This window comes from Gordonia sp. GONU (assembly GCF_024733855.1).
GTDB classification, from domain to species: domain Bacteria; phylum Actinomycetota; class Actinomycetes; order Mycobacteriales; family Mycobacteriaceae; genus Gordonia; species Gordonia amicalis.
Genome location: NZ_JANRHB010000001.1, coordinates 97073 through 119378, shown reverse-complemented (window position 1 = coordinate 119378; position 22306 = coordinate 97073). Strand labels below are relative to the sequence as shown.

The window sequence follows — 22306 nt, the reverse complement described above, 5'->3', positions numbered from 1 at the left end:
TCCACGCTGCCGCGGGGTCCGCTGGAGCGGATCGGCTGCGGCACGCCGAGACAGCGACATGAGGAGAAATCAGTGAGTCACAACGGCGCGACCGTTCCCGAGGTCGGTCAGGGCACCGCCCGGGTCAAGCGGGGGATGGCCGAGATGCTCAAGGGCGGCGTGATCATGGATGTGGTCACCCCTGAGCAGGCGAAGATCGCCGAGGACGCCGGCGCGGTGGCCGTGATGGCTCTCGAGCGGGTGCCCGCCGACATCCGCGCCCAGGGTGGGGTCTCGCGGATGAGCGACCCGGACATGATCGACGGGATCATCTCCGCGGTGTCGATCCCGGTGATGGCCAAGGCGCGCATCGGGCATTTCGTCGAGGCGCAGATCCTGCAGAGTCTGGGCGTGGACTACGTCGACGAGTCCGAGGTGCTGACCCCGGCCGACTACTCCAACCACATCGACAAGTGGGCGTTCACCGTGCCGTTCGTGTGCGGTGCGACCAACCTGGGTGAGGCGCTGCGTCGTATCACCGAGGGTGCGGCGATGATCCGTTCCAAGGGTGAGGCCGGTACCGGTGACGTGTCCAACGCCACGACGCACATGCGCAAGATCCGCGACGAGATCCGCCGCCTGACGTCGCTGCCGAAGGACGAGTTGTACGTGGCGGCAAAGGAACTGCAGGCTCCCTACGACCTGGTGGTCGAGGTCGCCGAGGCCGGCAAGCTGCCGGTGACGCTGTTCACCGCCGGCGGTATCGCCACCCCGGCGGATGCGGCGATGATGATGCAGCTCGGCGCCGAGGGTGTGTTCGTGGGTTCGGGGATCTTCAAGTCCGGCAACCCGGCTCAGCGTGCGGCCGCGATCGTGCAGGCCACCACCTTCCACGACGACCCCGACGTGCTGGCCAAGGTCTCGCGCGGTCTGGGCGAGGCCATGGTCGGCATCAACGTCGACGACATCCCGCAGCCGCACCGCCTGGCCGAGCGCGGCTGGTGACCCCGACCGCCGGAACGCCCCTGTTCAACACGCCGGAGACCGAACAGTCGACATGCGTAGCGAGCCGGGGGTGTTCCGGCGGTAGGATCTGCTGATCATGGATGCGGCGACCATCGTTCGGGACACCTCGGTCTCGGGCACACACATCGTGGGTGACTTGCGGCTCGAGTGGTCGGCGGCGTGCAACGTCGGACGGGTCCGCGAGACCAACGAGGACGCCGCACTCGCCCTTCCGGGCATGTACCTCATCGCCGACGGCATGGGCGGTCACGACAGCGGCGAACTCGCCAGCGAGGCCGCGCTGCTCACCCTCGCCGAGGCGACGAGCGCCGGCGAACTGAACGCCACCAGGCTCCAGCTCGACGATCTGCTGGTCGCCGCGCAGCGCCGCATCGGCGAGATCGACACCGAGACCGACCGCCGCGCGGGTACCACCGCCACCGGCGCCGTGCTCGTCACCCACGAACAGAGTCCGCACTGGCTGGTCCTGAACATCGGCGACTCGCGCACCTACCGGTACCAGAACGGGTCGCTGCAGCAGCTGACGACCGACCACTCGCAGGTCCAGGAATTCATCGACGCGGGCTTCCTGACGCCGGAGGAGGCGCGAACCGACCCGCGCCGCAACGTCATCACCCGCGCACTCGGTGCGGGGATGGTCGACCCTGTCCCGGACTTCTTCAACACGCCGGCCTTCCCGGGCGACGTCCTGCTCCTGTGTACCGACGGGCTCACCGGTGAACTGCCCGACGAGGAGATCGGCGACATCCTCGCCAACGCGTCGACCTCTGACGAAGCCGCCGAACGTCTCGTCGACGCGGCGCTCGCGCTCGGCGCCCACGACAACGTCACCGTCATCGTGGTGACCGTGCACGAGTCGGTCCCGACCCTGACGATGCCCGCTCTCGACGGGGAGACCACCGGCGAGGCGACGGTCGCCGGCCCCGAGTGACCGCGGCGATCTGATGAATACAGGTCACGACCCCTCGGTGCACGACCACCCCGGGACTCCGAGTGCCTCCGAGGGCGCCGACACCGGGATGGACGCCGGCGCAACCTATGTCGAGTACTGCGGCGAACGGATCGCACTCGATGCCGAGCGGCGCTTCTTCATCGGGCGCGAGGCCGATCTGTCCATCGACGACAACCCGTATCTCCACCGCCGATTCCTGGTGGTGCACAACGAGAACGGGCTGTGGTGGCTGACCAATCTGGGCACCCACCTGTCGGCGAGCGTCTCCGCAGGCGACGTCGGCTTCTCGGCCACGCTCGGCCCGGGCGCGCGGATGCCGCTCGTGTTCGGCGAGACGACCATCGTGTTCACCGCCGGACCCACCACCTACGAGCTGAGCGTGTTCGCCCGTGCGCCGCAGGTGAAGTCGGTGACGCGCCCGGAGTTCAGCGGCGGCCACACCACCCAGGGCGTTCCGACCCTGACCGAGAGCCAGAAGCTGCTGATCGTCGTGCTGGCAGAGGAGATCCTGCGCCGCGAGGGGACCGGCGCCTCGGCGATCCCGTCCTCGGCACAGGCGGCGCGGCGCCTGGGCTGGCCGCTGACCAAGTTCAACCGCAAGCTCGACAACGTCTGCGACAAGCTCGACCAGCTCGGCGTCAGCGGAATGCGCGGCGGTGGTGGCAAACTCGCCAGCAACCGCCGGACCAAGCTCGTCGAGTACGCGGTGTCCTCGCGCATTGTGACCCGCGAAGACCTCCCGCTCATCGACGCCGAGGCGGCGAGGAACGCCGCCGGCTGATGCCGACCGTCTGACCTGCGGTCATGGCATGGGTAGTTCTCCCCATGCGGTGGGGAGTTCTCCCCATCGACCGGGACGCGAAACGCTCATAATCTTCAACTCATCGCCGGAACGACCCGGCACCGACCATCCGGTTCGATTGAGTGAAGAGGAAGCACACATGACTGCGATCGCCCACCCGGCCCCCCAGCACCTGCGCCAGATCAACGCTCGACGCGACGCCGAGGCGCAGGCCCGCCGGCAGGAGGCTCTGGCCCGTCTCGCAGCCCGCCGGATGCCGCTTCCCGGACAGGTCTCCCGCCAGAGTCAGCCCGGACTCGGCCACCGCGCGGGTCACCCCCACCTGCACCGCGTCGCCTCGCCGATGCCGGTCGCGGAGAGCGCGGTGAAGGTGGAGACCTCCACCGGTCGCGCGAAGCCGAACCTCACCTCCCGCGAGGTCGAGGTGCTCCGGACCTGGATGCTCGTCGACTCCAAGCCCGCCGTCGCCCAGGAGCTCTACATCTCGCTGGGCACGGTCAACACCCATCTGACCCGGATTCGCGCCAAGTACGCCGAGATCGGTCGTCCCGCACCCACCAAGGCGTCGCTCGTCGCCCGCGCCATCCAGGACGGGATCATGACGCTCGACGAGCTCTGACGCCGACGTCCGGACCGGGGAACTCTGTGGTCCGGCCTCCGGCCGGGTCGTCCGGTGCGGAATACTGGTCTGCGTGGCAGCCATCGAGGACATACTCCAGGTCGAGCGGATCGAGACCGACATCTACCGGGGTGGTGCGTTCCCGAGTCACCTCCAGCGCACATTCGGCGGACAGGTTGCCGGACAGGCGCTGATGTCGGCGACGCGCACGGTCGACGCCGACTATTACGTCCATTCACTGCACGGATACTTCCTGCGGCCCGGTGACCCGGACATTCCCGCCGTGTTCCTCGTCGACCGCGTCCGTGACGGTCGTTCCTTCGTCACCCGGCGGGTCACCGGAATCCAGCGCGGCGAGGCGATTTTCACGATGTCGGCCTCGTTCCACGTCCGCACCGACCAGGGCTATGAACACCAGGACCGCATGCCACCGGTCCCGGACCCCGAAGAACTCAACGACCGCCTCGACGAGCTCGCGGAGGAAGAGCGAGCGGTGTTCAAGGAGTGGCGCAACTTCGACCTCCGCATCGTGCCGCCCGAGAAAATGGTGACCTCGCCCTATTTCGCTGCGCAGCAACGGGTCTGGTTCCGTTATCGGCATCCGCTGCCCGCCGACACGGTGTTCCACGTGGGGACGCTCGCCTACATGAGTGACATGACGCTCCTCGGGTCGTCGCGGGTGCCCCACCCCGAGGTCAACCCCCAGGTCGCCTCCCTGGACCACGCGATGTGGTTCATGCGCCCGTTCCGCGCCGACGACTGGTTGCTCTACGACCAGACCTCGCCGTCGGCCGACGGCGGCCGCGCCCTGACGCAGGGCCGCATCTTCGACCGGCAGGGACGCATGGTCGCGGCCGTCACGCAAGAGGGACTCGCGCGCACCGGTCGCGAGATGCCCGAAGATCAGCACGCCCGGACCGATCGGTGAGCGCCGGATCGCGACCGCGGATCGGGGTTCTCGCGCTACAGGGTGACGTGCGCGAGCACGTCCACGCCCTGCACGCCAGCGGCGCCGAGGCCCTGCCCATCCGCAGGCGGGCCGAACTCGACGAGATCGACGGCATCGTCATCCCGGGCGGGGAGTCGACGACGATGAGCAAGCTGCTCGGCATCGTCGATCTCTTCGATCCACTCGTCGAGCGCCTCTCCGACGGACTGCCGGCCTACGGTTCCTGCGCGGGCATGATCATGCTCGCCTCCACCATCCTCGACACCCGTCCCGACGCGCGGCACCTCGACGCCCTCGACATCACGGTGCGCCGCAACGCCTTCGGTCGTCAGGTGGAGAGTTTCGAGACCGATCTCGACTTCGCCGGCATCACCGATCGCGTCGGCGCCCCGGCGATGCGCGCGGTCTTCATCCGGGCGCCGTGGGTCGAGTCGATCTCGCCCGACGTCGAGGTTCTCGCCCGGGTCCCACGGGGTCCGGCCGAGGGGAGGATCGTCGCCGTACGCCAGGGGAAGGTGCTCGCGACGTCATTCCATCCGGAAGTGACCGGCGACCGTCGTGTACATGAATACTTCGTGGAGATGGTGCGTCGGTAAGATCGTGCCGAACCAGCGATAGTGCAAGCGCCTGCGGCAGGAGTCGGCAGGTAGAGGAACGCCGGATGTGGGGCTCGTGGGCCCGGCAGCGTGCCGCGGGCACCCCCCGCCGCGCACCGGCACCGGGAAAGGACGGACATGAGCGGCCATTCCAAATGGGCCACCACCAAGCACAAGAAGGCGGTCATCGATGCCAAGCGCGGCAAGATGTTCGCCAAGCTCATCAAGAACATCGAGGTGGCGGCACGTACCGGCGGTGGTGACCCGGCCGGCAACCCCACTCTCTTCGACGCCATCCAGAAGGCGAAGAAGTCCTCGGTGCCCAACGACAACATCGAACGCGCCCGTAAGCGCGGCGGTGGTGAAGAGGCGGGCGGCGCCGACTGGCAGACCATCATGTACGAGGGCTACGGCCCCAACGGCGTGGCGATCCTGATCGAGTGCCTCACCGACAACCGCAACCGCGCCGCCGGTGAGGTCCGCACCGCGATGACCCGCAACGGCGGCAACATGGCCGACCCGGGCTCGGTGTCGTACCTGTTCACCCGTAAGGGCGTCGTCACGCTCGAGAAGAACGGCCAGTCCGAGGACGACGTCCTGATGGCCGTGCTCGACGCCGGTGCCGAAGAGGTCACCGATCTCGGGGACACCTTCGAGATCGTCAGCGAGCCGACCGACCTGGTCGCGGTGCGCAGCGCCCTGCAGGACGCGGGTATCGACTACGACTCGGCCGAGGCCAGCTTCCGCGCATCGGTGGAGGTCGCCGTCGATGCCGACGGCGCGCGCAAGGTCTTCAAGCTGATCGACGCACTCGAGGACTCCGACGACGTGCAGAACGTCTACAGCAACGTCGACATCAGCGACGAGGTCCTCGCCGAGCTCGAGAACGACTGATCGCCCACCGCCTTCACGAGGGCGTGTTGATCATCGGAGTTGTCCCCGCGCCCCGATAGGATCTCGAACAACTGTTCGTAACACTGTTCGGATTCCTGGGAGGGTACGAGTGCGCGTCATGGGCGTCGATCCGGGTCTCACCCGGTGCGGTATCGCACTGGTGGAGTCGGGTCGTGGGAGGTCGGTGACCGCACTCGACGTGGACGTGGTGCGCACGCCGAGCGACATGGAACTGGCCGAGCGTCTGCTGGCCGTCTACACCTCGGCGTGTCACTGGCTCGATGTCCATCAGCCCGATGTGGTCGCCATCGAACGGGTCTTCGCGCAGAACCAGGTGTCGACCGCGATGGGTACCGCGCAGGCCGGCGGCGTGATCGCGCTCGCGGCGAGCCAGCGTGGCGTACCCGTACGCTTCCACACGCCGTCGGAGGTCAAGGCCGCCGTCACCGGCAGCGGTCGCGCGGACAAGGCGCAGGTCACCGCGATGGTCACCCGGATTCTCGGCATGCAGACCAAGCCGAAACCCGCCGACGCCGCGGACGCACTCGCGCTCGCGATCTGTCACTGCTGGCGCGGGCCCATGATGGAGCGGATGGCCGCCGCGCAGAAACAGGCCGACGCGGCCGCCGCGAAGCACCGTCAGCGGCTCGCCCAGGCACGAGAGGGGAGTCGCGCATGATCGCGTCAGTCCGCGGTCCGGTTCTCGAGATCGCCCTCGACCATGCCGTGATCGACTGTGCCGGAGTCGGTTACCGGGTGCTCGCGACCCCGGTGACGTTGTCGCGGCTGCGGCGCGGCGACGAGGCGACGCTTCTCACCTCGATGATCGTCCGCGAGGACTCGATGACGCTGTACGGGTTCACCGAACCCGACGCCCGCGCGCTGTTCGCGCTGCTGCAGACGGTGACCGGGGTCGGTCCGCGGCTGGCGATGGCGACTCTCGCAGTCCTCGAGCCGGAGGCGTTGCGTCGCGCACTCGCCGACTCCGACACCAAGGCGCTGACGTCGGTGCCCGGCATCGGCAAGCGCGTCGCCGAACGACTCTGCGTCGAACTCCGGGACAAGGTCGACCGGCCGGCGGGCGACACGTCGGCCGGCACCGTCGTCGCCGGCGGAATCCGCGAACAGGTCGCCGAGGCGCTCGTCGGCCTCGGCTTCACCGCCGGCCCGGCCGAGAAGGCGGTCACCGCGGTGCTCGCCGAGAATCCCGACGCCGACGCCTCCACCGCGCTCCGCCGCTCGTTGGCGCTGCTGGGCAAGGCCTCGTGATGACGGGCGACCCCGACGACCTCGAGGAACGCGAGGTCAACGCGACACCGGTCCGTTCCGACGGTGACCTCGACGCAGGCCTGCGTCCCCGGTCGCTGGCCGACTTCATCGGTCAACCGCGCGTCTGCGAACAGCTCGAGCTCGTCCTGCACGGGGCGAAGGGACGCGGCGGGACCCCCGACCACATCCTGCTGTCCGGCCCACCGGGACTCGGCAAGACCTCGCTCGCCATGATCATCGCCTCGGAGATGGGCGCCGCGATCCGCGTGACGTCGGGACCGGCGCTCGAACGCGCCGGTGACCTCGCCGCGATGCTGTCGAATCTCGTCGAGGGTGACGTCCTGTTCATCGACGAGATCCACCGCATCGCCCGGCCGGCCGAGGAGATGCTGTACCTCGCGATGGAGGACTTCCGCGTCGACGTGGTGGTCGGCAAGGGGCCGGGCGCCACGTCGATTCCGCTGGACGTCGCCCCGTTCACCCTGGTCGGCGCCACCACTCGCTCGGGCTCGCTGACCGGCCCGCTGCGCGACCGCTTCGGGTTCACCGCGCACATGGAGTTCTACGACCCGGCCGAACTCGTCCAGGTCCTGAACCGTTCCGCGGGAATCCTCGGCATGGGACTGCGTCCCGACGCCTCGGAGGAGATCGCGCGCCGCTCGCGCGGCACGCCCCGCATCGCCAACCGTCTGCTTCGCCGTGTCCGTGACTACGCCGAGGTCCGCGGTGACGGCTCGATCACCGTCGACGTCGCCCGGGCCGCGCTCGCGGTCTACGACGTGGACGAACTGGGCTTCGACCGCCTCGACCGGGCCGTCCTCGACGCTCTGATCCGGGCGTTCGGCGGGGGACCGGTCGGGGTGTCGACGCTCGCCGTGGCGGTGGGCGAGGAGCCCGCGACCGTCGAAGAGGTCTGCGAGCCCTTCCTCGTCCGCGCGGGGATGATCGCCCGCACGCCGCGTGGCCGGGTCGCCACCGCAGCGGCGTGGCATCACCTCGGTCTGACGCCGCCCGCCGGCGCGATGAACGCGTCCTTCGGCACCCGGCCTCGCGACATCGGAACGGACCCCCTGTTCGACGAGCTGTGACCCCCACCCGCGCTGCGTGACGTCGCCGCATGTGACGCGGGGCACCACCTGCGGGGATGATCTTGCCGGCGGACGTGGCACACTGTGTGGAGCACAGCGTGGCCGTTGCCGCCTCACGCCCGTCGGCGCGGGGCGGGGGTCCACGCGGTACACCCCGAAAACACAAAGGACTGACTCTCACCCATGGACGCTCTGCTCTTCCCCCTCTTGCTGGCCCTTCTCGCCGGCTTCATGTTCTTGTCGATGCGGAAGCAGAAGAAGCGCATGGCCGAGATGCAGGACATGCAGAACTCGGTGTCCACGGGTGCGCGTATCCAGCTGACCTCCGGCCTGTACGGCACCGTCATCGACGCCACGTCGTCGGATTTCGTCGATGTGGAGATCGCCACCGGCGTGATGACCCGCTGGAACCGCCTCGCGATCATGCGCGTCATCCCCACCGACGAGGCCGCCGCCACCTACGCGGGCCACACCGCACCCGAGGTCGAGTACGACGACTACGCCGACCACTCGGACTCGGTGAGCCTGGACAAGCCGTCGTCCGACGACGCGCGCGACACCGACAAGTAATCCCCGCGCAGCGCCGCGCCGTCCAACGGCGTGGCGCCTCCTGCCCACCTCCCGCGCAACACCTGTCCTGCTGAGGTCTGCGTGCCGCGCTGTGATCTCGGCGCGCGCACGCAGACCTTCGGAGTCGGTGGGTCATGCGGTCCCAGCATCCTCGGCCGGTTGACGTTCCCAAAGGAGACCTGAACAGCTGTGACTACTCCTCGTTCGACTGCAAAGGCGGACAAGCCCGCCGGCAAGCGGTCGCGACCGAGTCGAGAGATCCCGCCGTGGCGTCCGCTCGTGGCCTTCCTCGCGCTCCTCGCCGTCGTGTACGGGCTGATCTACTTCACCGGTCCCCAGACGCTCGAACCCAAGCTGGGCATCGACCTCCAGGGCGGAACCCGGGTGACGCTCACCGCGCGCACCGAGGACGGCAAGGAGCCGACGCGGCAACAGCTCGACCAGGCCAAGCAGATCATCGAGCAGCGTGTGAACGGGCTCGGTGTGTCCGGCTCCGAGGTCGTCGTCACCGGCAACAACCTCGTGATCACGGTGCCCGGCGAGGACGGCGCGCAGGCCAAGTCGCTGAGTCAGACCGCGCGGCTGTACGTGCGGCCGGTGGTCGGCGCCACCGCGGCGACCCCGCAGCCGCCGAAGCCGGAGGACCAGACCGCGAAACAGGCCGACGCAATGCCCACCGAGGTGGCCGCGGCGGCGATCGCCGAACAGCGCAAGCTCCGCCAGGCCCCCGGCGACGCCAAGCAGGAACAGCTGGTGCCGCTGCAGGAGCAGATGGCGAAAATGGACTGCTCGCCGACCGCCAACGACCCCCTCCGGGGCAACGACCTGCCCGACCAGTACCTGGTGGCCTGTTCCACCGACGGCAAGGAGGTCTACCTCCTCGGCCCGCAGATCATCGACGGTCGCGACATCAAGGACGCGTCCGCCGGCACCGATCCGCAGACCGGTGAGTGGGTCGTCACCCTCGAGTTCAAGGGCAAGGCCGCGGACTTCTGGCCCAAGTACACCGCGCAGGAGGCCCCCAACCGCACGCAGACCGCGTTCACCCTCGACTCGGCGGTCGTCTCGGCGCCTGCGATCAACGAGCCGATCCCCGGTGGCCAGACCCGCATCAGCGGCAGCAGCGCCGACCCGTTCACCGAGAAGTCGTCGAACGAGCTCGCGAACGTGCTGAAGTACGGCTCGCTGCCCCTGTCGTTCAATGCCTCCGATGCCGAAACCGTCTCGGCGACACTGGGTCTCTCGTCGCTGAAGGCAGGTCTGCTCGCCGGCGCGATCGGTCTCGTCGCGGTGTTGATCTACGCGCTGGCCTACTACCGGATGCTCGGCCTCCTGACGACGCTGTCACTGGTGCTCGCCGGTGCGATGGTCTACGGCATCATCGTGCTGCTCGGACGCTGGATCGGGTTCACGCTCGACCTCGCCGGCATCGCCGGTCTGATCATCGGTATCGGTATGACCGCGGACTCGTTCGTCGTCTACTTCGAACGCATCAAGGACGAGATGCGCGAGGGCCGGAGTTTCCGTTCGGCCGTGCCACGCGGTTGGGCCAGCGCCCGCCGCACCATCTGGTCGGGTAACGCGGTCAGCTTCATCGCCGCCGCGGTGATCTACATCCTGGCGATCGGCGAGGTGCGCGGCTTCGCGTTCACGCTGGGCCTCACCACGATCCTCGACGTCATGGTCGTCTTCCTGGTGACCCACCCACTCGTGGTCTACGCCAGCCGGTCGGCGTTCCTGTCCAAGCCGAGCGTCAACGGCCTCGGCGCGGTCACCGAGGTGGCCCGCGAGCGAAAGGTCGCAGCCCGCCGCCAGGCCGAGGCCACCGGCACCGAAGCGGCCCGCGTCGACGCGTCCACCAGCGAGAAGGGGACTGTGCGATGACCCGTCCGGACAACCCGAACAAGGACGCGCGGGAGACCACCGGCACCACGGTCGCCGAACCGCCGGCGCCGTCCACCGGGACCGACGCCGACTTCGTCTCCGACACCCGGCGAGGGTTCTTCGCCCGGCTCTACACCGGCACCGGCGCCTTCGAGATCGTGGGCAAGCGGAAGACCTGGTACATCGTCACCGCCGTGATCATGCTGATCTGCCTGGCGTCGATCGCCATCCGCGGGTTCACCTTCGGCATCGACTTCGAGGGCGGCACCCAGATGTCGGTCCCCGTCGTCTCGTCGGAGGTCACCGCGGACTCGGTCGAGAAGGTCGTCGCCGAGGCCCTCGGCGAAGAGCCCGAATCGGTCCAGACCGCGGGCGCCGGCGACAGCGCCACCGTGCAGGTGCGCACCGAGACCCTCGACATCGCCCAGGCCGAGGCGGTCACGCGCGCGCTCGCCACGGAGTTCGGTCCCGAGCTGGCACCCAACGAGGTCAGCATCTCCGACGTCAGTTCCACCTGGGGCCGTGAGATCACCGAGAAGATGGTTCTCGCGCTCGCGGTGTTCCTGGTCATCGTGTTCGCCTACATCGCCGTCCGGTTCGACCGGGAGATGTCGATCGCGGCCATGGCATCGCTGTTCTTCGACATCGTGTGCACCGCGGGTGTCTACTCGCTGGTCGGCTGGGAGGTGACGCCGGCGACGGTGATCGGCCTGCTGACCATCCTCGGCTTCTCGCTGTACGACACGGTCGTCGTGTTCGACAAGGTCGCCGAGAACACCCGCTCGGTCCTGCAGACGACGCGTCGTACCTACGGCGAGCAGGCGAACCTCGCCATCAACCAGACCCTGATGCGATCGATCAACACGACGATCATCTCGGTGCTGCCGATCATCGCCCTGATGGTCGTGGCGGTGTGGCTGCTCGGGGTCGGCACGCTGAAGGACCTCGGCCTGATCCAGCTCGTCGGCGTCGTGGTCGGCGCCTACTCGTCGATCTTCCTCGCCGCGCCGCTGCTGGTGACGCTGAAGGAACGCCGTCCGGACGTCGCCCGGCACACCACGAAGGTGATGAACCGTCGTGCCGGGATCACTTCCGGCGCCGGCTCGACCGACACCGAGCGGCCGGTGCGTCGTCGCCGCGGCGCGGCCGACACGGACGACACCGACCGGGCGGTACCGACCGGCAAACGCCGTCGCAACCGCTAGTCTCACCGACGTGATCGTCAGGCACCGGGAGTTCATCAGGGTCCTGAGCCTGCTCGTCGGGGTCGTCACGGGCGCGGGCGTCCTGACGGCGTGCGGGGACGACGGGCCACCGACCCTCGACTACGTGGTCGACGCCCACGTGACCAGCTACAACGCGAACACCGTGGACGGCAACGCCGACGGCGTGATCATGGCGACCAGTCGTCTCCTGCCGGGTTTCAGCCTGCTCGGACCCCGGGGGCAGGTCATCCCGGACCGCGACGTCGGCACCGTGACCCGGATCCCCGGACGCGCCACGACGCTGCGGTACGAGTTCACCCCCGAGGCCGCCTTCACCGACGACGTCGCCCTCGACTGCGACGACCTGGTGTTGGCGTGGGCAGCGATGAGTGGGCGCTTCCCAGGTTTCACGCCGGCGACGACGGCCGGGTACCGCGACATCGAGAAGGTAGAGTGCGCACCCGGCGCGAAGTCGGCGACGGTGACGTTCGCGCCAGGACGTGAGTACCGCGACTGGCTGTCGCTGTTCGGCGCGGGCACGCTGCTGCCCGCCCACGTGGTGGCCCGCGAGGCCGGAGTCGCCAACGTCGTCGACCCCATCCGGGCGATGGACCGCGGTGCGCTGGCCCGCATCGCCACCGCCTGGAATACGGGCTTCGATCTGACCTTCGGTCCGGTCGACCATGCGCGGTTCCCGGCCTCCGGGCCATACCGCATCGACCGCTACTCCCGGTCGGGCGGACTCGTCCTGATCCCCAACGAATCGTGGTGGGGCGACAAGCCCGAGACCTCGCGCATCGCGATCTGGGGCCGCGGCACCGATTCGGCGCGCCGCCTTCCCGACGGGAAGTTCGACATCGTCGACGTCACCGCGGGAATCGTGGAGGGTGACATCGCCGGCACACCCGGCGCGGACGGACCGGCCTCACCCGCCCGGGCGCTCGGCGTGGAACAGGTCGTGCTCGCGGGACGAGGCGTCTTCGGGGACGTGCGGATGCGGCAGGCCTTCGCCTCCTGCGTTCCGCGTGCCGACCTCGCCCGTGACTTCTCCGGCGGCGCCCAGGTGTGGAATCTGCGCGTGCTCGCACCCGCCGACAACCTCGCCGGGCCGATGAACACCGAGTTCGGCCGCGCCTACGAGCGCCCGGATCTCGAACGGGCACGGACGCTGCTGCGCGCCGCGACCGGTCAGGGCGCGGGGGACGGGACATCGACGACGTCGGGTCTGCAGCCGCGTCGTGTCCGCATCGGGTACGTGGCGCCGACCCTGCGGTGGCAGCAGATGGTGGCGGCCATCGCGGCGTCCTGCCGGGAAGCCGGATTCGTCGTCGAGGATGTCGCCACGCCCGACGTGCAACCAGAATCACTGGGCAAGGATGTCGATGCCCTGATCACGGCCGGGGGAGACTCCTTCGCCGCATCCGGCGCCGCGGACCCGAGCCGGGACGCCTACACGCTGCGCGGCGGTGACCCGCTCAACCTCTCCGGCACCGGGGGCCCTCAGGTCAGTCGTGGGATCGACCAGTTCGCGGTCACCGTGTCCGTACCCGACCGGCTCCGTCTGGTCCGCTCGATCGAGAACGCGAGCTGGTCGTCGATGCCGTCGATCCCCCTGTTCGCCGCGCCGCGCATACGGCAGTGGAAGGATCAGGTGGGTGGCGTCGCGGCCGGACTCAGTCGCGCAGGCACCGGGTGGAACATGGATCGATGGACGATCGGCAAATGACGGTCGAGTGGCAGTGCAGACAAGCGGTAGGGGAGAACTGATGGGTGGCGTGGTACCCGAACGGACCGCGGAAGCGGTGGCACGTGCCCAGGCGGCGATCGCCCGGCACACCCGCCTCGTCGACGACTTCCCGAGCGCCGGGATCGCCTTCAAGGACCTGACACCGGTCCTGGCCGACGCGGAGGGATTGTCCGCGATCGTCACGGCCCTGACCCACGGCTGCGGCGCGATCGACCTCGTCGCCGGCATCGACGCACGCGGCTTCCTCCTCGGTGGTGCGGTCGCCCGCGAACTCGAGGTCGGGGTGCTCGCGGTGCGCAAGGGCGGCAAACTGCCGCCTCCGGTACACGCGGTCAGCTACAGCCTCGAATACGGCAGCGCGACGCTGGAGATCCCCGCCAACGGTCTCGACCTGAGCGGGCAGCGCGTCCTTCTCGTCGACGACGTGCTGGCCACCGGCGGTACCGCGGTGGCCGCTGCGGGTCTGCTCAGCCGGGCCGGGGCGAGTGTCACCGGCGTCGCGGTGATCATGGAGCTCGTCGGGCTCGGCGGGCGCGACACGATCGCTCGCGGGCTGGGCCCAGAGGTGCCCGTCCACTCGGTGGCGCTCGACTGACGGTCGCGGGTGACCGAGGATCTAGACTCGATTGAGACCACGACAGGACACGGACCATACGGAGGAGGACCGGCGATGCCCGATGAATCCGGCACGGCTGAGCGCTCCGTGACTCCCGCGGCCGACTCGTCTGCGTCGCCGGTCGGCGAGGGCACCGGACCCGGCGTCCCCACCGCGACGTCGACCTCGACCTCGCCATCCGCCTCGCGGCGCGTGCGCGCCCGTCTGGCCCGCCGCATGACCGCCACCCGCAGCCAGGTCCGGCCGGTCCTCGAGCCCCTGGTCACGCTGCACCGCGAGATCTACCCGAAGGCCGACGTCGCCCTGCTGCAGCGGGCCTACGACGTCGCCGAGGAGCGCCACAGCGGACAGAAACGCAAGTCCGGCGACCCGTACATCACCCATCCGCTGGCGGTCGCGACGATCCTGGCCGACCTCGGCATGGACACCACCACCCTGATCGCCGCGCTGCTGCACGACACGGTCGAGGACACCGGCTACTCGTTGCAGGCGCTCGAACGTGACTTCGGCCCCGAGGTCGCCCATCTCGTCGACGGCGTGACCAAACTCGACAAGGTCGCGCTGGGCAGTGCCGCCGAGGCCGAGACCATCCGCAAGATGATCATCGCGATGGCCCGCGACCCGCGTGTCCTCGTGATCAAGGTCGCCGACCGGCTCCACAACATGCGGACGATGCGGTTCCTCCCGCCGGAGAAGCAGGCGCGCAAGGCGCGCGAGACATTGGAAGTCATTGCGCCGCTTGCGCATCGCCTCGGTATGGCGACCGTGAAGTGGGAGCTCGAGGACCTCTCGTTCGCGATCCTGCACCCCAAGCGCTACGAGGAGATCGTGCGTCTGGTCGCCGACCGCGCCCCGTCGCGTGACACCTACCTCGCGCGGGTGCGTGCCGACATCAACAACGCGTTGTCCGCGGCGCGGATCCACGCGACGGTCGAGGGGCGTCCCAAGCACTACTGGTCGATCTATCAGAAGATGATCGTCAAGGGACGCGACTTCGACGACATCCACGACCTGGTCGGCATGCGCATCCTGTGCGAAGAGGACCGTGACTGCTACGCCGCGGTCGGCGTCGTCCACTCGTTGTGGCAGCCCATGGCGGGACGCTTCAAGGACTACATAGCCCAGCCGCGCTTCGGCGTCTATCAGTCGTTGCACACCACCGTGATCGGGCCCGAGGGCAAGCCGCTCGAGGTGCAGATCCGGACGCACGAGATGCACCGGACCGCCGAGTTCGGCATCGCCGCCCACTGGCGCTACAAGGAGAACGGCTACCGGAAGTCGGGCAAGAAGTCCGACACCACCGAGATCGACGACATGGCGTGGATGCGCCAGCTGCTCGACTGGCAGCGTGAGGCCGCCGACCCCGGTGAGTTCCTCGAATCGTTGCGGTACGACCTCGCGGTCCGGGAGATCTTCGTCTTCACGCCGAAGGGCGACGTGGTCACCCTCCCGGCCGGTTCGACGCCGGTCGACTTCGCCTACGCGGTCCACACCGAGGTCGGTCACCGCTGTATCGGTGCCCGCGTCAACGGCCGGCTGGTCGCGCTCGAACGCAAGCTCGAGAACGGCGAGGTGGTGGAGGTGTTCACCTCCAAGGCGCCCACCGCCGGCCCGTCGAAGGACTGGCAGACCTTCGTGGTGTCGCCGCGGGCCAAGGCCAAGATCCGCCAGTGGTTCGCCAAGGAACGCCGCGAGGAGGCCCTCGAAGCCGGTAAGGATGCGATCGCCAAGGAGGTCCGCCGCGGCGGACTTCCGTTGCAGCGCTTGCTGTCGGCGGAGTCGATGGCGGCGATCGCCAAGGAGCTGCGGTACACCGACGTCACCGCGCTGTACACCGCGGTGGGGGAGAATCATGTCTCCGCACGGCATGTCGTCAACCGGCTCGTGGCATCTCTGGGTGGTATCGAGGACGCGGAGGAGGCGCTCGCCGAGCGGTCCACACCGTCGACGATGCCGACCCGCTCGCGTCAGGGCGGAGATGCCGGCGTGGTCGTCGACGGCGTCGACAACGTGGTGATCAAACTCGCCAAATGTTGTACGCCCGTACCAGGCGACGACATCATGGGCTTCGTTACCCGCGGCGGCGGTATCAGCGTGCACCGCACGGACTGCACCAATGCGACCTCGCTCCAGCAGCAGTCGGAACGGATCCTCGACGTGTCGTGGGCGCCGTCCCCGGAGTCGGTCTTCCTCGTCGCCATCCAGGTCGAGGCCCTCGACCGTCACCGCCTGCTGTCCGACGTCACCAAGGTGCTCGCCGACGAACGCGTCAACATCCTCTCGGCGTCGGTGACCACCAGCCGCGACCGCGTGGCCATCAGCAAGTTCACCTTCGAGATGGGCGACCCCAAGCACCTCGGCCACGTGCTCAACGTGGTCCGCAACGTGGAGGGCGTCTACGACGTCTACCGCGTCACCTCGGCGGCGTGACCTCGAGTAGCGGCGTCCTCGCTACGCTCGGTCGACGCTACTCGGCCAGCGGGGCGCTGGTTGAGCCGGCACCGAGCGAAGCGAGGAACCCTCCCGCTGGTTGAGCCGGCACCGAGCGCAGCGAGGAACCCTCCTGCTGGTTGAGCCGGCACCGAGCGCAGCGAGGAACCTCCCTGCTGGTTGAGCCGGCACCGAGCGAAGCGAGGAACCCTCCCGCTGGTTGAGCCGACACCGAGCGAAGCGAGGAAACCTCCCGCTGGTTGAGCCGGCACCGAGCGCAGCGAGGAGCCGTGTCGAAACCACAGATCCCGTTGCGTCTTGTCCCGGTAGCCGGGCCAGAACGCAACGGGATCTGTGTCGTCGGAGCCGGTTTCGCTAGTCGATGACCGCGGTCTCGATCGTCACCGGGAGCTTCGGCTTGCCGTCGCCGGGTTGGCTGCCGGCCGGGCCGGGGGTGATGCCGCCGGCGTAGACCTTGTCCAGCACGGCGAGGCCGGGCTCGTCGACCTTGCCCACGATGGAGTAGTCGGGACCGAGTTCGCTGTCGTTGATCACGATGAACAACTGGCTGGACCCGGTGTTCGGGTTCTGCCCGCCCTGGCTGCTGTTGGCGATCGCCACCGTGCCGCGCGGGTAGACCACCGGCTGCGATCCGCTCATCGGGTCGGGCTGTCCGACCTTCTTCAGGTCGGTCGGTGGCTCGTCGGGGCTGGTCCAGCCGGGCCCGCTCATGCCGGTGCCGGTCGGGTCGCCGCACTGCAGGATCTTCAGCTTGTCGCTGGTGGTCATGCGGTGGCAGGTCGTGTCGTCGTAGAACTTGTTCTCGATCAGCGAGGTGACCGCGGCGACATTGCACGGGGCGCTGTCACGTTCCAGTGTGACCGGCAGGACACCCTGGGTGGTCGTGAAGGTGGCCTGCTCGGTGCCGGACTTCAGGACCTTGTCGTCGGGCTTGGGGGACTTGCGCTCGTTCTTCGCCGCCGCCTTCAGCTCGTCGAGTTCGGCCTGGTACTGCGGCTTCTGATCGGCCGGCACGGTGTCGGGAACCTGGTCGGGGAGCTGGTCGAACCGGCTCGGCGAGTCCTCGAACGCGCAGGTGGTCCAACGTGCGGCCTCCCGGTCGTCCATGATCTTCTTCACCACGACGGCGGTCACGCCGGCGACGACGGCGACCACGACGGCGGTCGAGACCGAGGCGATGACGATCTTCCGCTTGCGCCGTGCGAGACGCTCGGTTTCGAGGCGTTCCTCGAGCTTCCGCTTGGCCGCCTCGCGGCGCTCCTCATTGGTGGTCACGCGGGTGGATCCTCCTGAATCCCGGCATAGTCTGCCGACGATCTGCGCGGACGTCACTTACTCGAGAGGCAAGTGTGCCAGTTGTACCTGAGAACAGCGTTCAGTGGGTGGTGGAGTGGGGTGTCGCGGCACGCGTGCCAGCGCGACCGCACCGCCTGTCGGCCGCCGTGGGCAGCTAGGACACAATGGAGGGACCCGCGACCCGATCCGAGACCCTCGAGGAGTGCCATGCTGATCACCGGATTCCCTGCCGGCATGTTTCAGACGAACTGCTACCTCGTGGCGGCCGAAGCCGGATCTGATGCGGTGATCATCGACCCGGGCCAGGACGCCGCGCCGCGCGTGCGCGAACTGCTCGCCGAGAACGACCTCACCCCGGTCGCCGTCCTGCTGACCCACGGCCATCTGGACCACACCTGGAACGCCACGCAGTTGTGCGACGAGTACTCCATTCCCGTCTACATCCATGCCGCCGACCGGCCGATGCTGACCGATCCCGGCCTGGGCATCGGGCGCGCGCTCGGCGCGATGATCGGCGACGAGAAGTTCCGCGAACCGGAGAAGGTCGTCGAGTTCGACGACGGTGAGCCCGTCGAACTCGCCGGCATCCACTTCTCGGTGGACCTCGCACCCGGCCACACCCAGGGCTCGGTGCTGTTGGGCATCGAGGTGACCGTTCCGGGGGAGTCCGGGTCCGACGCTCCGACGACGGTCCCGGTCTGCTTCTCCGGTGACGTGTTGTTCGCCGGGTCCATCGGACGCACCGACCTGCCCGGCGGCAACCATCAGCAGCTGCTCGACTCCATCGCCGCGAAGCTGCTGCCGTTGCCGGACGACACCCTGGTGCTGCCCGGGCACGGACCGCAGACCACGATCGCGCAGGAACGCGCTGCAAACCCCTTCCTGGTCGACCTTCGGGCTCCGGGAACCGACACCATCGCCACTGATCGACCGAAGGGACGACACGGACTGTGAGCGGAGCATTTCAGGCACCCCGGGGTATCCCGGACTACTTCCCGCCGAGTTCGGCGGATTTCCGGAAGGTGCGGGACACGCTCACCGACGCCGCGCGTCGTGCGGGATACGGACACATCGAGCTGCCGATCTTCGAGGAGACGGCGCTGTTCGCCCGCGGTGTCGGCGAGTCGACCGACGTCGTCAGCAAGGAGATGTACACCTTCACCGACCGCGGTGACCGGTCGGTGACGCTGCGACCCGAGGGCACCGCGGGCGTGGTGCGCGCGGTCATCCAGCACGGCCTCGACCGCGGTCAGCTACCGGTCAAGGTCTGCTACGCCGGACCGTTCTTCCGCTACGAGAAGCCGCAGACGGGTCGCTACCGGCAGCTGCAGCAGGTCGGCGTCGAGGCGATCGGCGTCGACGACCCGGCACTCGACGCCGAGGTCGTGGCCGTCGCCGACGAGGGTTACAAGCGACTCGGACTGTCCGGCTATCGCCTGGAGATCACCTCGCTCGGTGACGATGCGAGCCGCCCGCGCTACCGGGAGGCGTTGCAGGAGTTCCTCTTCGGGCTCGACCTCGACGAGGCGACCCGTAAGCGCGCCGAGATCAACCCGCTGCGCGTGCTCGACGACAAGCGTCCGGAGATCCGTGAGGCGACCGCGAACGCGCCGTTGCTGATCGATTATCTGTCCGACGAGGCGAAGGCGCACTTCGACCTCGTGCTGGCCAACCTGGACCGCCTCGGCGTGGCCTACGAGATCAACCCGCGACTCGTGCGCGGCCTGGACTACTACACCAAGACCACCTTCGAGTTCGTGCACGACGGTCTCGGCGCGCAGTCGGGCATCGGCGGCGGCGGACGCTACGACGGACTGATGCGCCAGCTGGGCGCCAAACAGGATCTGTCGGGTATCGGTTTCGGCATCGGTGTCGACCGCACGATGCTGGCGCTCGAGGCCGAGGGTGTCGCCGGCACCCAGGCGGCGCGCTGCCAGGTCTTCGGCGTCCCGCTCGGTGCAGACGCCAAGGCCGAACTCGTCGGCGTCGCAGGCTCATTGCGTGCTGCGGGCATCAGCGTCGACATCGCCTACGGCGATCGCGGACTCAAGGGTGCGATGAAGGCCGCCGACCGTTCGGGGGCGCGTCTGGCACTAGTTCTCGGTGAGAACGAACTGGCCGACCGTCAGATCGAGGTCAAGGACCTGAGCAACGGCGAACAGCACAAGGTGGCGCTCGACGATCTCGTCGCCGAGGTCGCCCGGCTGCTCGGCTGAGGTCGTCGGCACAGCGACTTCGCAGCCGGTCGGGTTGATTCTCGTCACTCGGAGCCTTCCTTTCCCGTGTCCTAGTAACGTCTCCGTCGGTCACGGCAGGCCAGCAGATCTGCGTCGCGGCCGCAATTGGTCACGCGGGCATGCCCAGTGTTCGCGATCTCAAGATCAGGCTGGGTCGACGGAGGGTGGTAGTTCGCCATGGCGGAGTTGAGTCCGAAGATCAAGCAGAAGAATGCCGATAAGTGGTTGTCTGCGCTCGCACAGGATCTGTTTCCCGGTGAGACCGTTTGGGCGTTCTTCGGGCGTGGGCGCATCAAGCCGGTGACCAACGCAATCGCGGTGACAAACGCAAGGGTTGTCGGCTTCTATGCGGCGGAGCGCACAACAGAAAAGCGACTTCCGCTCGTGGTCTTCGGCGACAAGATTCGTGGAATCGATTTTCGCGAGAAGATGGGGACGATCAGCGTCGTCGTATCGACCGATGTCGGGGACGTCGTCGTTGGCATTGTAGACAAGACCGAGGTCGACTTTGCGCGTTACTATCTGGACTACCTCTGGCGAAATGGCGTTGATCCGGCTGTCAGTGCGGGTGTGAAGCAGTTTCGCGAAGAATCTGCGGCCGCGGATACTGCGAGACAGGAATGGCTTCGTCAACGTGATTCCGTCGAAGTATTCGGCAGTGCGATGAAAGACAAGTGGTGGGATGCCTGCGCTCGCCACTCTCGCGACGGTGAGCTGCCGTGGTTCATCATCAACGGAGGTGCGGACGGGCGTCTGTTCGCATTCGAAGATCGCCTGGTGATCTCGAAGACCGGGGGGATGACGAGTTTCATGGCCGGGGCGACCGGTGGAGGGAGAGAGACAGTCTTCCACTATGTCGACATCACAAGCATCGAGTACAACAGCGGTTTCATCAACGGTGTGCTGGAAATTCTGACGCCCAGCTACCAAGGCACGGCGAATCACGACTTCTGGAACACCGGCAGAAATTCGAACAGCAATCCCTACGAATTGTCCAATGCCCTGCCACTTCCCAAGTTGATGTATCAGCAAGTGCAGCCGCGGATCAGAGAACTCCAGCAAAAGGTTGCTGCGGCGAAGCGTCCGCACGTCATTCTGCAAGAGCAGGTCGCGCCAAGGCCGTCGTCGAGCGGTGGTCTCGCTGATGAGCTCTCGAAGCTCGCCGACATGCATCAGCGCGGACTGCTCGATGACGCCGAGTTCAAGGCCGCGAAACAAGCAGCAATCGCAAAGCGCTCGTAGCGCCGAGATCCGGCGATGCGCGACGGATGAGGCGGAGGACTACGCGCTGAGCTCGGCGGCCAGCACGTCCAACGACGCAGCAGCAGGTGGCGCTCGACATGTCGTCGCCGAGGTCGCCCGGCTACTCGGCTGACGGCGGCGCGGGGAATCGCCCCTGCCTGTCAGGGGCGGCTCTCGTGCGCGCCGATCACACGGCTCCAGGGTTGAGCCGCGCACGCGCGAGTTCGCTCGCGGAGGCGCCCAACGAGAGCCACAGCGCGCTGACGTCGTCGGCAAGTTGCTCCCGGCTGACCGGGAGGGTGCCCTCGGCCCACGAGAGGATCGCCTGGGCCGTGCCGCCGATGACGAAGGCCGGCGCGGTGTGGGCGAGGGAATCGGCCTCGAGTTCGACGCCGTGGATGGTCCGCGCGTGTTCGACGAGGATCGCGGTGAGGCCGGCCATCGCGTCGGTTCGCCGGGTGAGCGCGGCAGGTGTCCCGGCTGCCCCGCCCAACAGGATTCGAGCCTTGCGCCGATCGGTGCCGAGCACACCGATGATCGCGTCGACCGCTCTGCGGGCCTGTACGTCGAGGGGGGCGTCCAGCGATGCCAGGTATGCGGCGATCGCCGACTGTGCGACCTCGGTCGAGATGGTGTCGATCACCGCGTCCGCGAGGGTGTCGAGATCGGGGAAGCTCTCGTAGAAGTAGCGCTTGTTGAGGCCGGCATCGGCGCAGATGCCGGCCACGGTCGCCGCCCGCCACCGTCCTTCACTCATGAGGGTCGAGGCGACGTCGACGAGCGCGGTGCGTCGGCGCGCGGACCTGTCCGCGGCGGACTCGCCGCCGTAGCTGCGCTCAGTGCTCGTCGAACTCACCGGCCCATCCTTCCATCCGCGATGCCTG

The 22306-nt window shown here is 68.2% G+C and carries 21 protein-coding genes; 19 read left to right on the top strand and 2 right to left on the bottom strand.

What is annotated here, in order from left to right:
* Nucleotides 1-72 precede the first annotated feature (72 nt).
* The 16 genes from pdxS (at nucleotide 73) to NWF34_RS00450 (ending at nucleotide 16626) form a co-directional block, all read left to right on the top strand.
* Entirely contained in the window at nucleotides 73-984 is a 912-nt protein-coding gene (pdxS, locus tag NWF34_RS00525; protein ID WP_006436347.1) for a pyridoxal 5'-phosphate synthase lyase subunit PdxS, read from the top strand.
* Between the two features lie 97 nt (nucleotides 985-1081).
* The gene (locus tag NWF34_RS00520; protein WP_006436346.1) at nucleotides 1082-1936 is read left to right on the top strand and encodes a PP2C family serine/threonine-protein phosphatase; all 855 of its coding nucleotides are present in this window, start codon (nucleotides 1082-1084) and stop codon (nucleotides 1934-1936) included.
* Nucleotides 1937-1949: 13 nt separating this feature from the next.
* Nucleotides 1950-2738: a hypothetical protein gene (locus NWF34_RS00515; RefSeq protein ID WP_024497175.1), complete on the top strand. Its 789-nt coding sequence runs from the start codon at nucleotides 1950-1952 to the stop codon at nucleotides 2736-2738.
* 160 nt (nucleotides 2739-2898) lie between these two features.
* A complete protein-coding gene (locus tag NWF34_RS00510; protein ID WP_006436344.1) occupies nucleotides 2899-3378 on the top strand; it encodes a LuxR C-terminal-related transcriptional regulator in 480 nt (159 codons plus the stop codon).
* A 73-nt stretch (nucleotides 3379-3451) separates the two neighbouring features.
* Nucleotides 3452-4306 (top strand): acyl-CoA thioesterase II, encoded by an 855-nt coding sequence (locus NWF34_RS00505; RefSeq protein WP_258324022.1) that lies wholly within the window; start codon nucleotides 3452-3454, stop codon nucleotides 4304-4306.
* Nucleotides 4303-4923 carry a pyridoxal 5'-phosphate synthase glutaminase subunit PdxT gene (gene pdxT, locus NWF34_RS00500; RefSeq protein ID WP_258324021.1) on the top strand — a complete coding sequence of 207 codons (621 nt, stop codon included), beginning with the start codon at nucleotides 4303-4305 and terminating at the stop codon, nucleotides 4921-4923. The genes NWF34_RS00505 and pdxT overlap by 4 nt, the downstream gene beginning before the upstream one ends.
* 138 nt (nucleotides 4924-5061) lie before the next feature.
* Complete coding sequence (locus NWF34_RS00495; RefSeq protein ID WP_006436341.1) at nucleotides 5062-5817, top strand: YebC/PmpR family DNA-binding transcriptional regulator; 756 nt, start codon at nucleotides 5062-5064, stop codon at nucleotides 5815-5817.
* Between the two features lie 109 nt (nucleotides 5818-5926).
* Complete coding sequence (gene ruvC, locus NWF34_RS00490; RefSeq protein ID WP_006436340.1) at nucleotides 5927-6496, top strand: crossover junction endodeoxyribonuclease RuvC; 570 nt, start codon at nucleotides 5927-5929, stop codon at nucleotides 6494-6496.
* On the top strand, nucleotides 6493-7086 hold the full coding sequence (gene ruvA / locus NWF34_RS00485) for a Holliday junction branch migration protein RuvA (protein WP_024497172.1): 594 nt from the start codon (nucleotides 6493-6495) through the stop codon (nucleotides 7084-7086). The genes ruvC and ruvA overlap by 4 nt, the downstream gene beginning before the upstream one ends.
* Nucleotides 7086-8174, top strand: coding sequence for a Holliday junction branch migration DNA helicase RuvB (gene ruvB, locus NWF34_RS00480; RefSeq protein WP_258324020.1), 1089 nt, complete (start codon nucleotides 7086-7088; stop codon nucleotides 8172-8174). The genes ruvA and ruvB overlap by 1 nt, the downstream gene beginning before the upstream one ends.
* Before the next feature lie 183 nt (nucleotides 8175-8357).
* Nucleotides 8358-8744, top strand: a complete 387-nt coding sequence (yajC, locus tag NWF34_RS00475; RefSeq protein ID WP_024497170.1) for a preprotein translocase subunit YajC — start codon at nucleotides 8358-8360, stop codon at nucleotides 8742-8744.
* Nucleotides 8745-8933: 189 nt separating this feature from the next.
* Nucleotides 8934-10628: a protein translocase subunit SecD gene (gene secD / locus NWF34_RS00470; RefSeq protein ID WP_024497169.1), complete on the top strand. Its 1695-nt coding sequence runs from the start codon at nucleotides 8934-8936 to the stop codon at nucleotides 10626-10628.
* Complete coding sequence (gene secF / locus NWF34_RS00465) at nucleotides 10625-11833, top strand: protein translocase subunit SecF (protein ID WP_024497168.1); 1209 nt, start codon at nucleotides 10625-10627, stop codon at nucleotides 11831-11833. The genes secD and secF overlap by 4 nt, the downstream gene beginning before the upstream one ends.
* Before the next feature lie 10 nt (nucleotides 11834-11843).
* The gene (locus NWF34_RS00460) at nucleotides 11844-13559 is read left to right on the top strand and encodes an ABC transporter substrate-binding protein (RefSeq protein ID WP_258324019.1); all 1716 of its coding nucleotides are present in this window, start codon (nucleotides 11844-11846) and stop codon (nucleotides 13557-13559) included.
* A 40-nt stretch (nucleotides 13560-13599) separates the two neighbouring features.
* Entirely contained in the window at nucleotides 13600-14175 is a 576-nt protein-coding gene (locus tag NWF34_RS00455) for an adenine phosphoribosyltransferase (RefSeq protein ID WP_024497166.1), read from the top strand.
* 75 nt (nucleotides 14176-14250) lie between these two features.
* The gene (locus NWF34_RS00450) at nucleotides 14251-16626 is read left to right on the top strand and encodes a bifunctional (p)ppGpp synthetase/guanosine-3',5'-bis(diphosphate) 3'-pyrophosphohydrolase (protein WP_024497165.1); all 2376 of its coding nucleotides are present in this window, start codon (nucleotides 14251-14253) and stop codon (nucleotides 16624-16626) included.
* A gap of 375 nt (nucleotides 16627-17001) precedes the next feature.
* Here the strand turns inward: NWF34_RS00450 and NWF34_RS00445 are convergent, their stop codons facing one another.
* Complete coding sequence (locus NWF34_RS00445; RefSeq protein WP_024497164.1) at nucleotides 17002-17922, bottom strand: peptidylprolyl isomerase; 921 nt, start codon at nucleotides 17920-17922, stop codon at nucleotides 17002-17004.
* Nucleotides 17923-18150: 228 nt separating this feature from the next.
* Here NWF34_RS00445 and NWF34_RS00440 point away from each other — a divergent pair, with 228 nt between their 5' ends.
* The 3 genes from NWF34_RS00440 (at nucleotide 18151) to NWF34_RS00430 (ending at nucleotide 21422) form a co-directional block, all read left to right on the top strand.
* Nucleotides 18151-18897 carry an MBL fold metallo-hydrolase gene (locus NWF34_RS00440; RefSeq protein WP_159405576.1) on the top strand — a complete coding sequence of 249 codons (747 nt, stop codon included), beginning with the start codon at nucleotides 18151-18153 and terminating at the stop codon, nucleotides 18895-18897.
* A complete protein-coding gene (hisS, locus tag NWF34_RS00435) occupies nucleotides 18894-20159 on the top strand; it encodes a histidine--tRNA ligase (RefSeq protein WP_258324018.1) in 1266 nt (421 codons plus the stop codon). Before NWF34_RS00440 ends, hisS begins: the two co-directional genes overlap by 4 nt.
* Nucleotides 20160-20357: 198 nt before the next feature.
* The gene (locus NWF34_RS00430) at nucleotides 20358-21422 is read left to right on the top strand and encodes an SHOCT domain-containing protein (RefSeq protein ID WP_258324017.1); all 1065 of its coding nucleotides are present in this window, start codon (nucleotides 20358-20360) and stop codon (nucleotides 21420-21422) included.
* A gap of 187 nt (nucleotides 21423-21609) precedes the next feature.
* On the opposite strand, the gene NWF34_RS00425 is transcribed toward NWF34_RS00430, so the two are convergent.
* Nucleotides 21610-22278: a TetR/AcrR family transcriptional regulator gene (locus NWF34_RS00425; RefSeq protein WP_258324016.1), complete on the bottom strand. Its 669-nt coding sequence runs from the start codon at nucleotides 22276-22278 to the stop codon at nucleotides 21610-21612.
* Between the last annotated feature and the right edge of the window lie 28 nt (nucleotides 22279-22306).

Excerpts from the sequence above, each read along its gene's own strand:
- NWF34_RS00520 (WP_006436346.1), top strand. The coding sequence starts at position 1,082 with ATGGATGCGGCGACCATCGTTCGGGACACCTCGGTCTCGGGCACACAC.
- NWF34_RS00515 (WP_024497175.1), top strand. The coding sequence starts at position 1,950 with ATGAATACAGGTCACGACCCCTCGGTGCACGACCACCCCGGGACTCCG.
- NWF34_RS00510 (WP_006436344.1), top strand. The coding sequence starts at position 2,899 with ATGACTGCGATCGCCCACCCGGCCCCCCAGCACCTGCGCCAGATCAAC.
- NWF34_RS00495 (WP_006436341.1), top strand. The coding sequence starts at position 5,062 with ATGAGCGGCCATTCCAAATGGGCCACCACCAAGCACAAGAAGGCGGTC.
- ruvA (WP_024497172.1), top strand. The coding sequence starts at position 6,493 with ATGATCGCGTCAGTCCGCGGTCCGGTTCTCGAGATCGCCCTCGACCAT.
- ruvB (WP_258324020.1), top strand. The coding sequence starts at position 7,086 with ATGACGGGCGACCCCGACGACCTCGAGGAACGCGAGGTCAACGCGACA.
- yajC (WP_024497170.1), top strand. The coding sequence starts at position 8,358 with ATGGACGCTCTGCTCTTCCCCCTCTTGCTGGCCCTTCTCGCCGGCTTC.
- secF (WP_024497168.1), top strand. The coding sequence starts at position 10,625 with ATGACCCGTCCGGACAACCCGAACAAGGACGCGCGGGAGACCACCGGC.
- NWF34_RS00455 (WP_024497166.1), top strand. The coding sequence starts at position 13,600 with ATGGGTGGCGTGGTACCCGAACGGACCGCGGAAGCGGTGGCACGTGCC.
- NWF34_RS00450 (WP_024497165.1), top strand. The coding sequence starts at position 14,251 with ATGCCCGATGAATCCGGCACGGCTGAGCGCTCCGTGACTCCCGCGGCC.
- NWF34_RS00440 (WP_159405576.1), top strand. The coding sequence starts at position 18,151 with ATGCTGATCACCGGATTCCCTGCCGGCATGTTTCAGACGAACTGCTAC.
- NWF34_RS00430 (WP_258324017.1), top strand. The coding sequence starts at position 20,358 with ATGGCGGAGTTGAGTCCGAAGATCAAGCAGAAGAATGCCGATAAGTGG.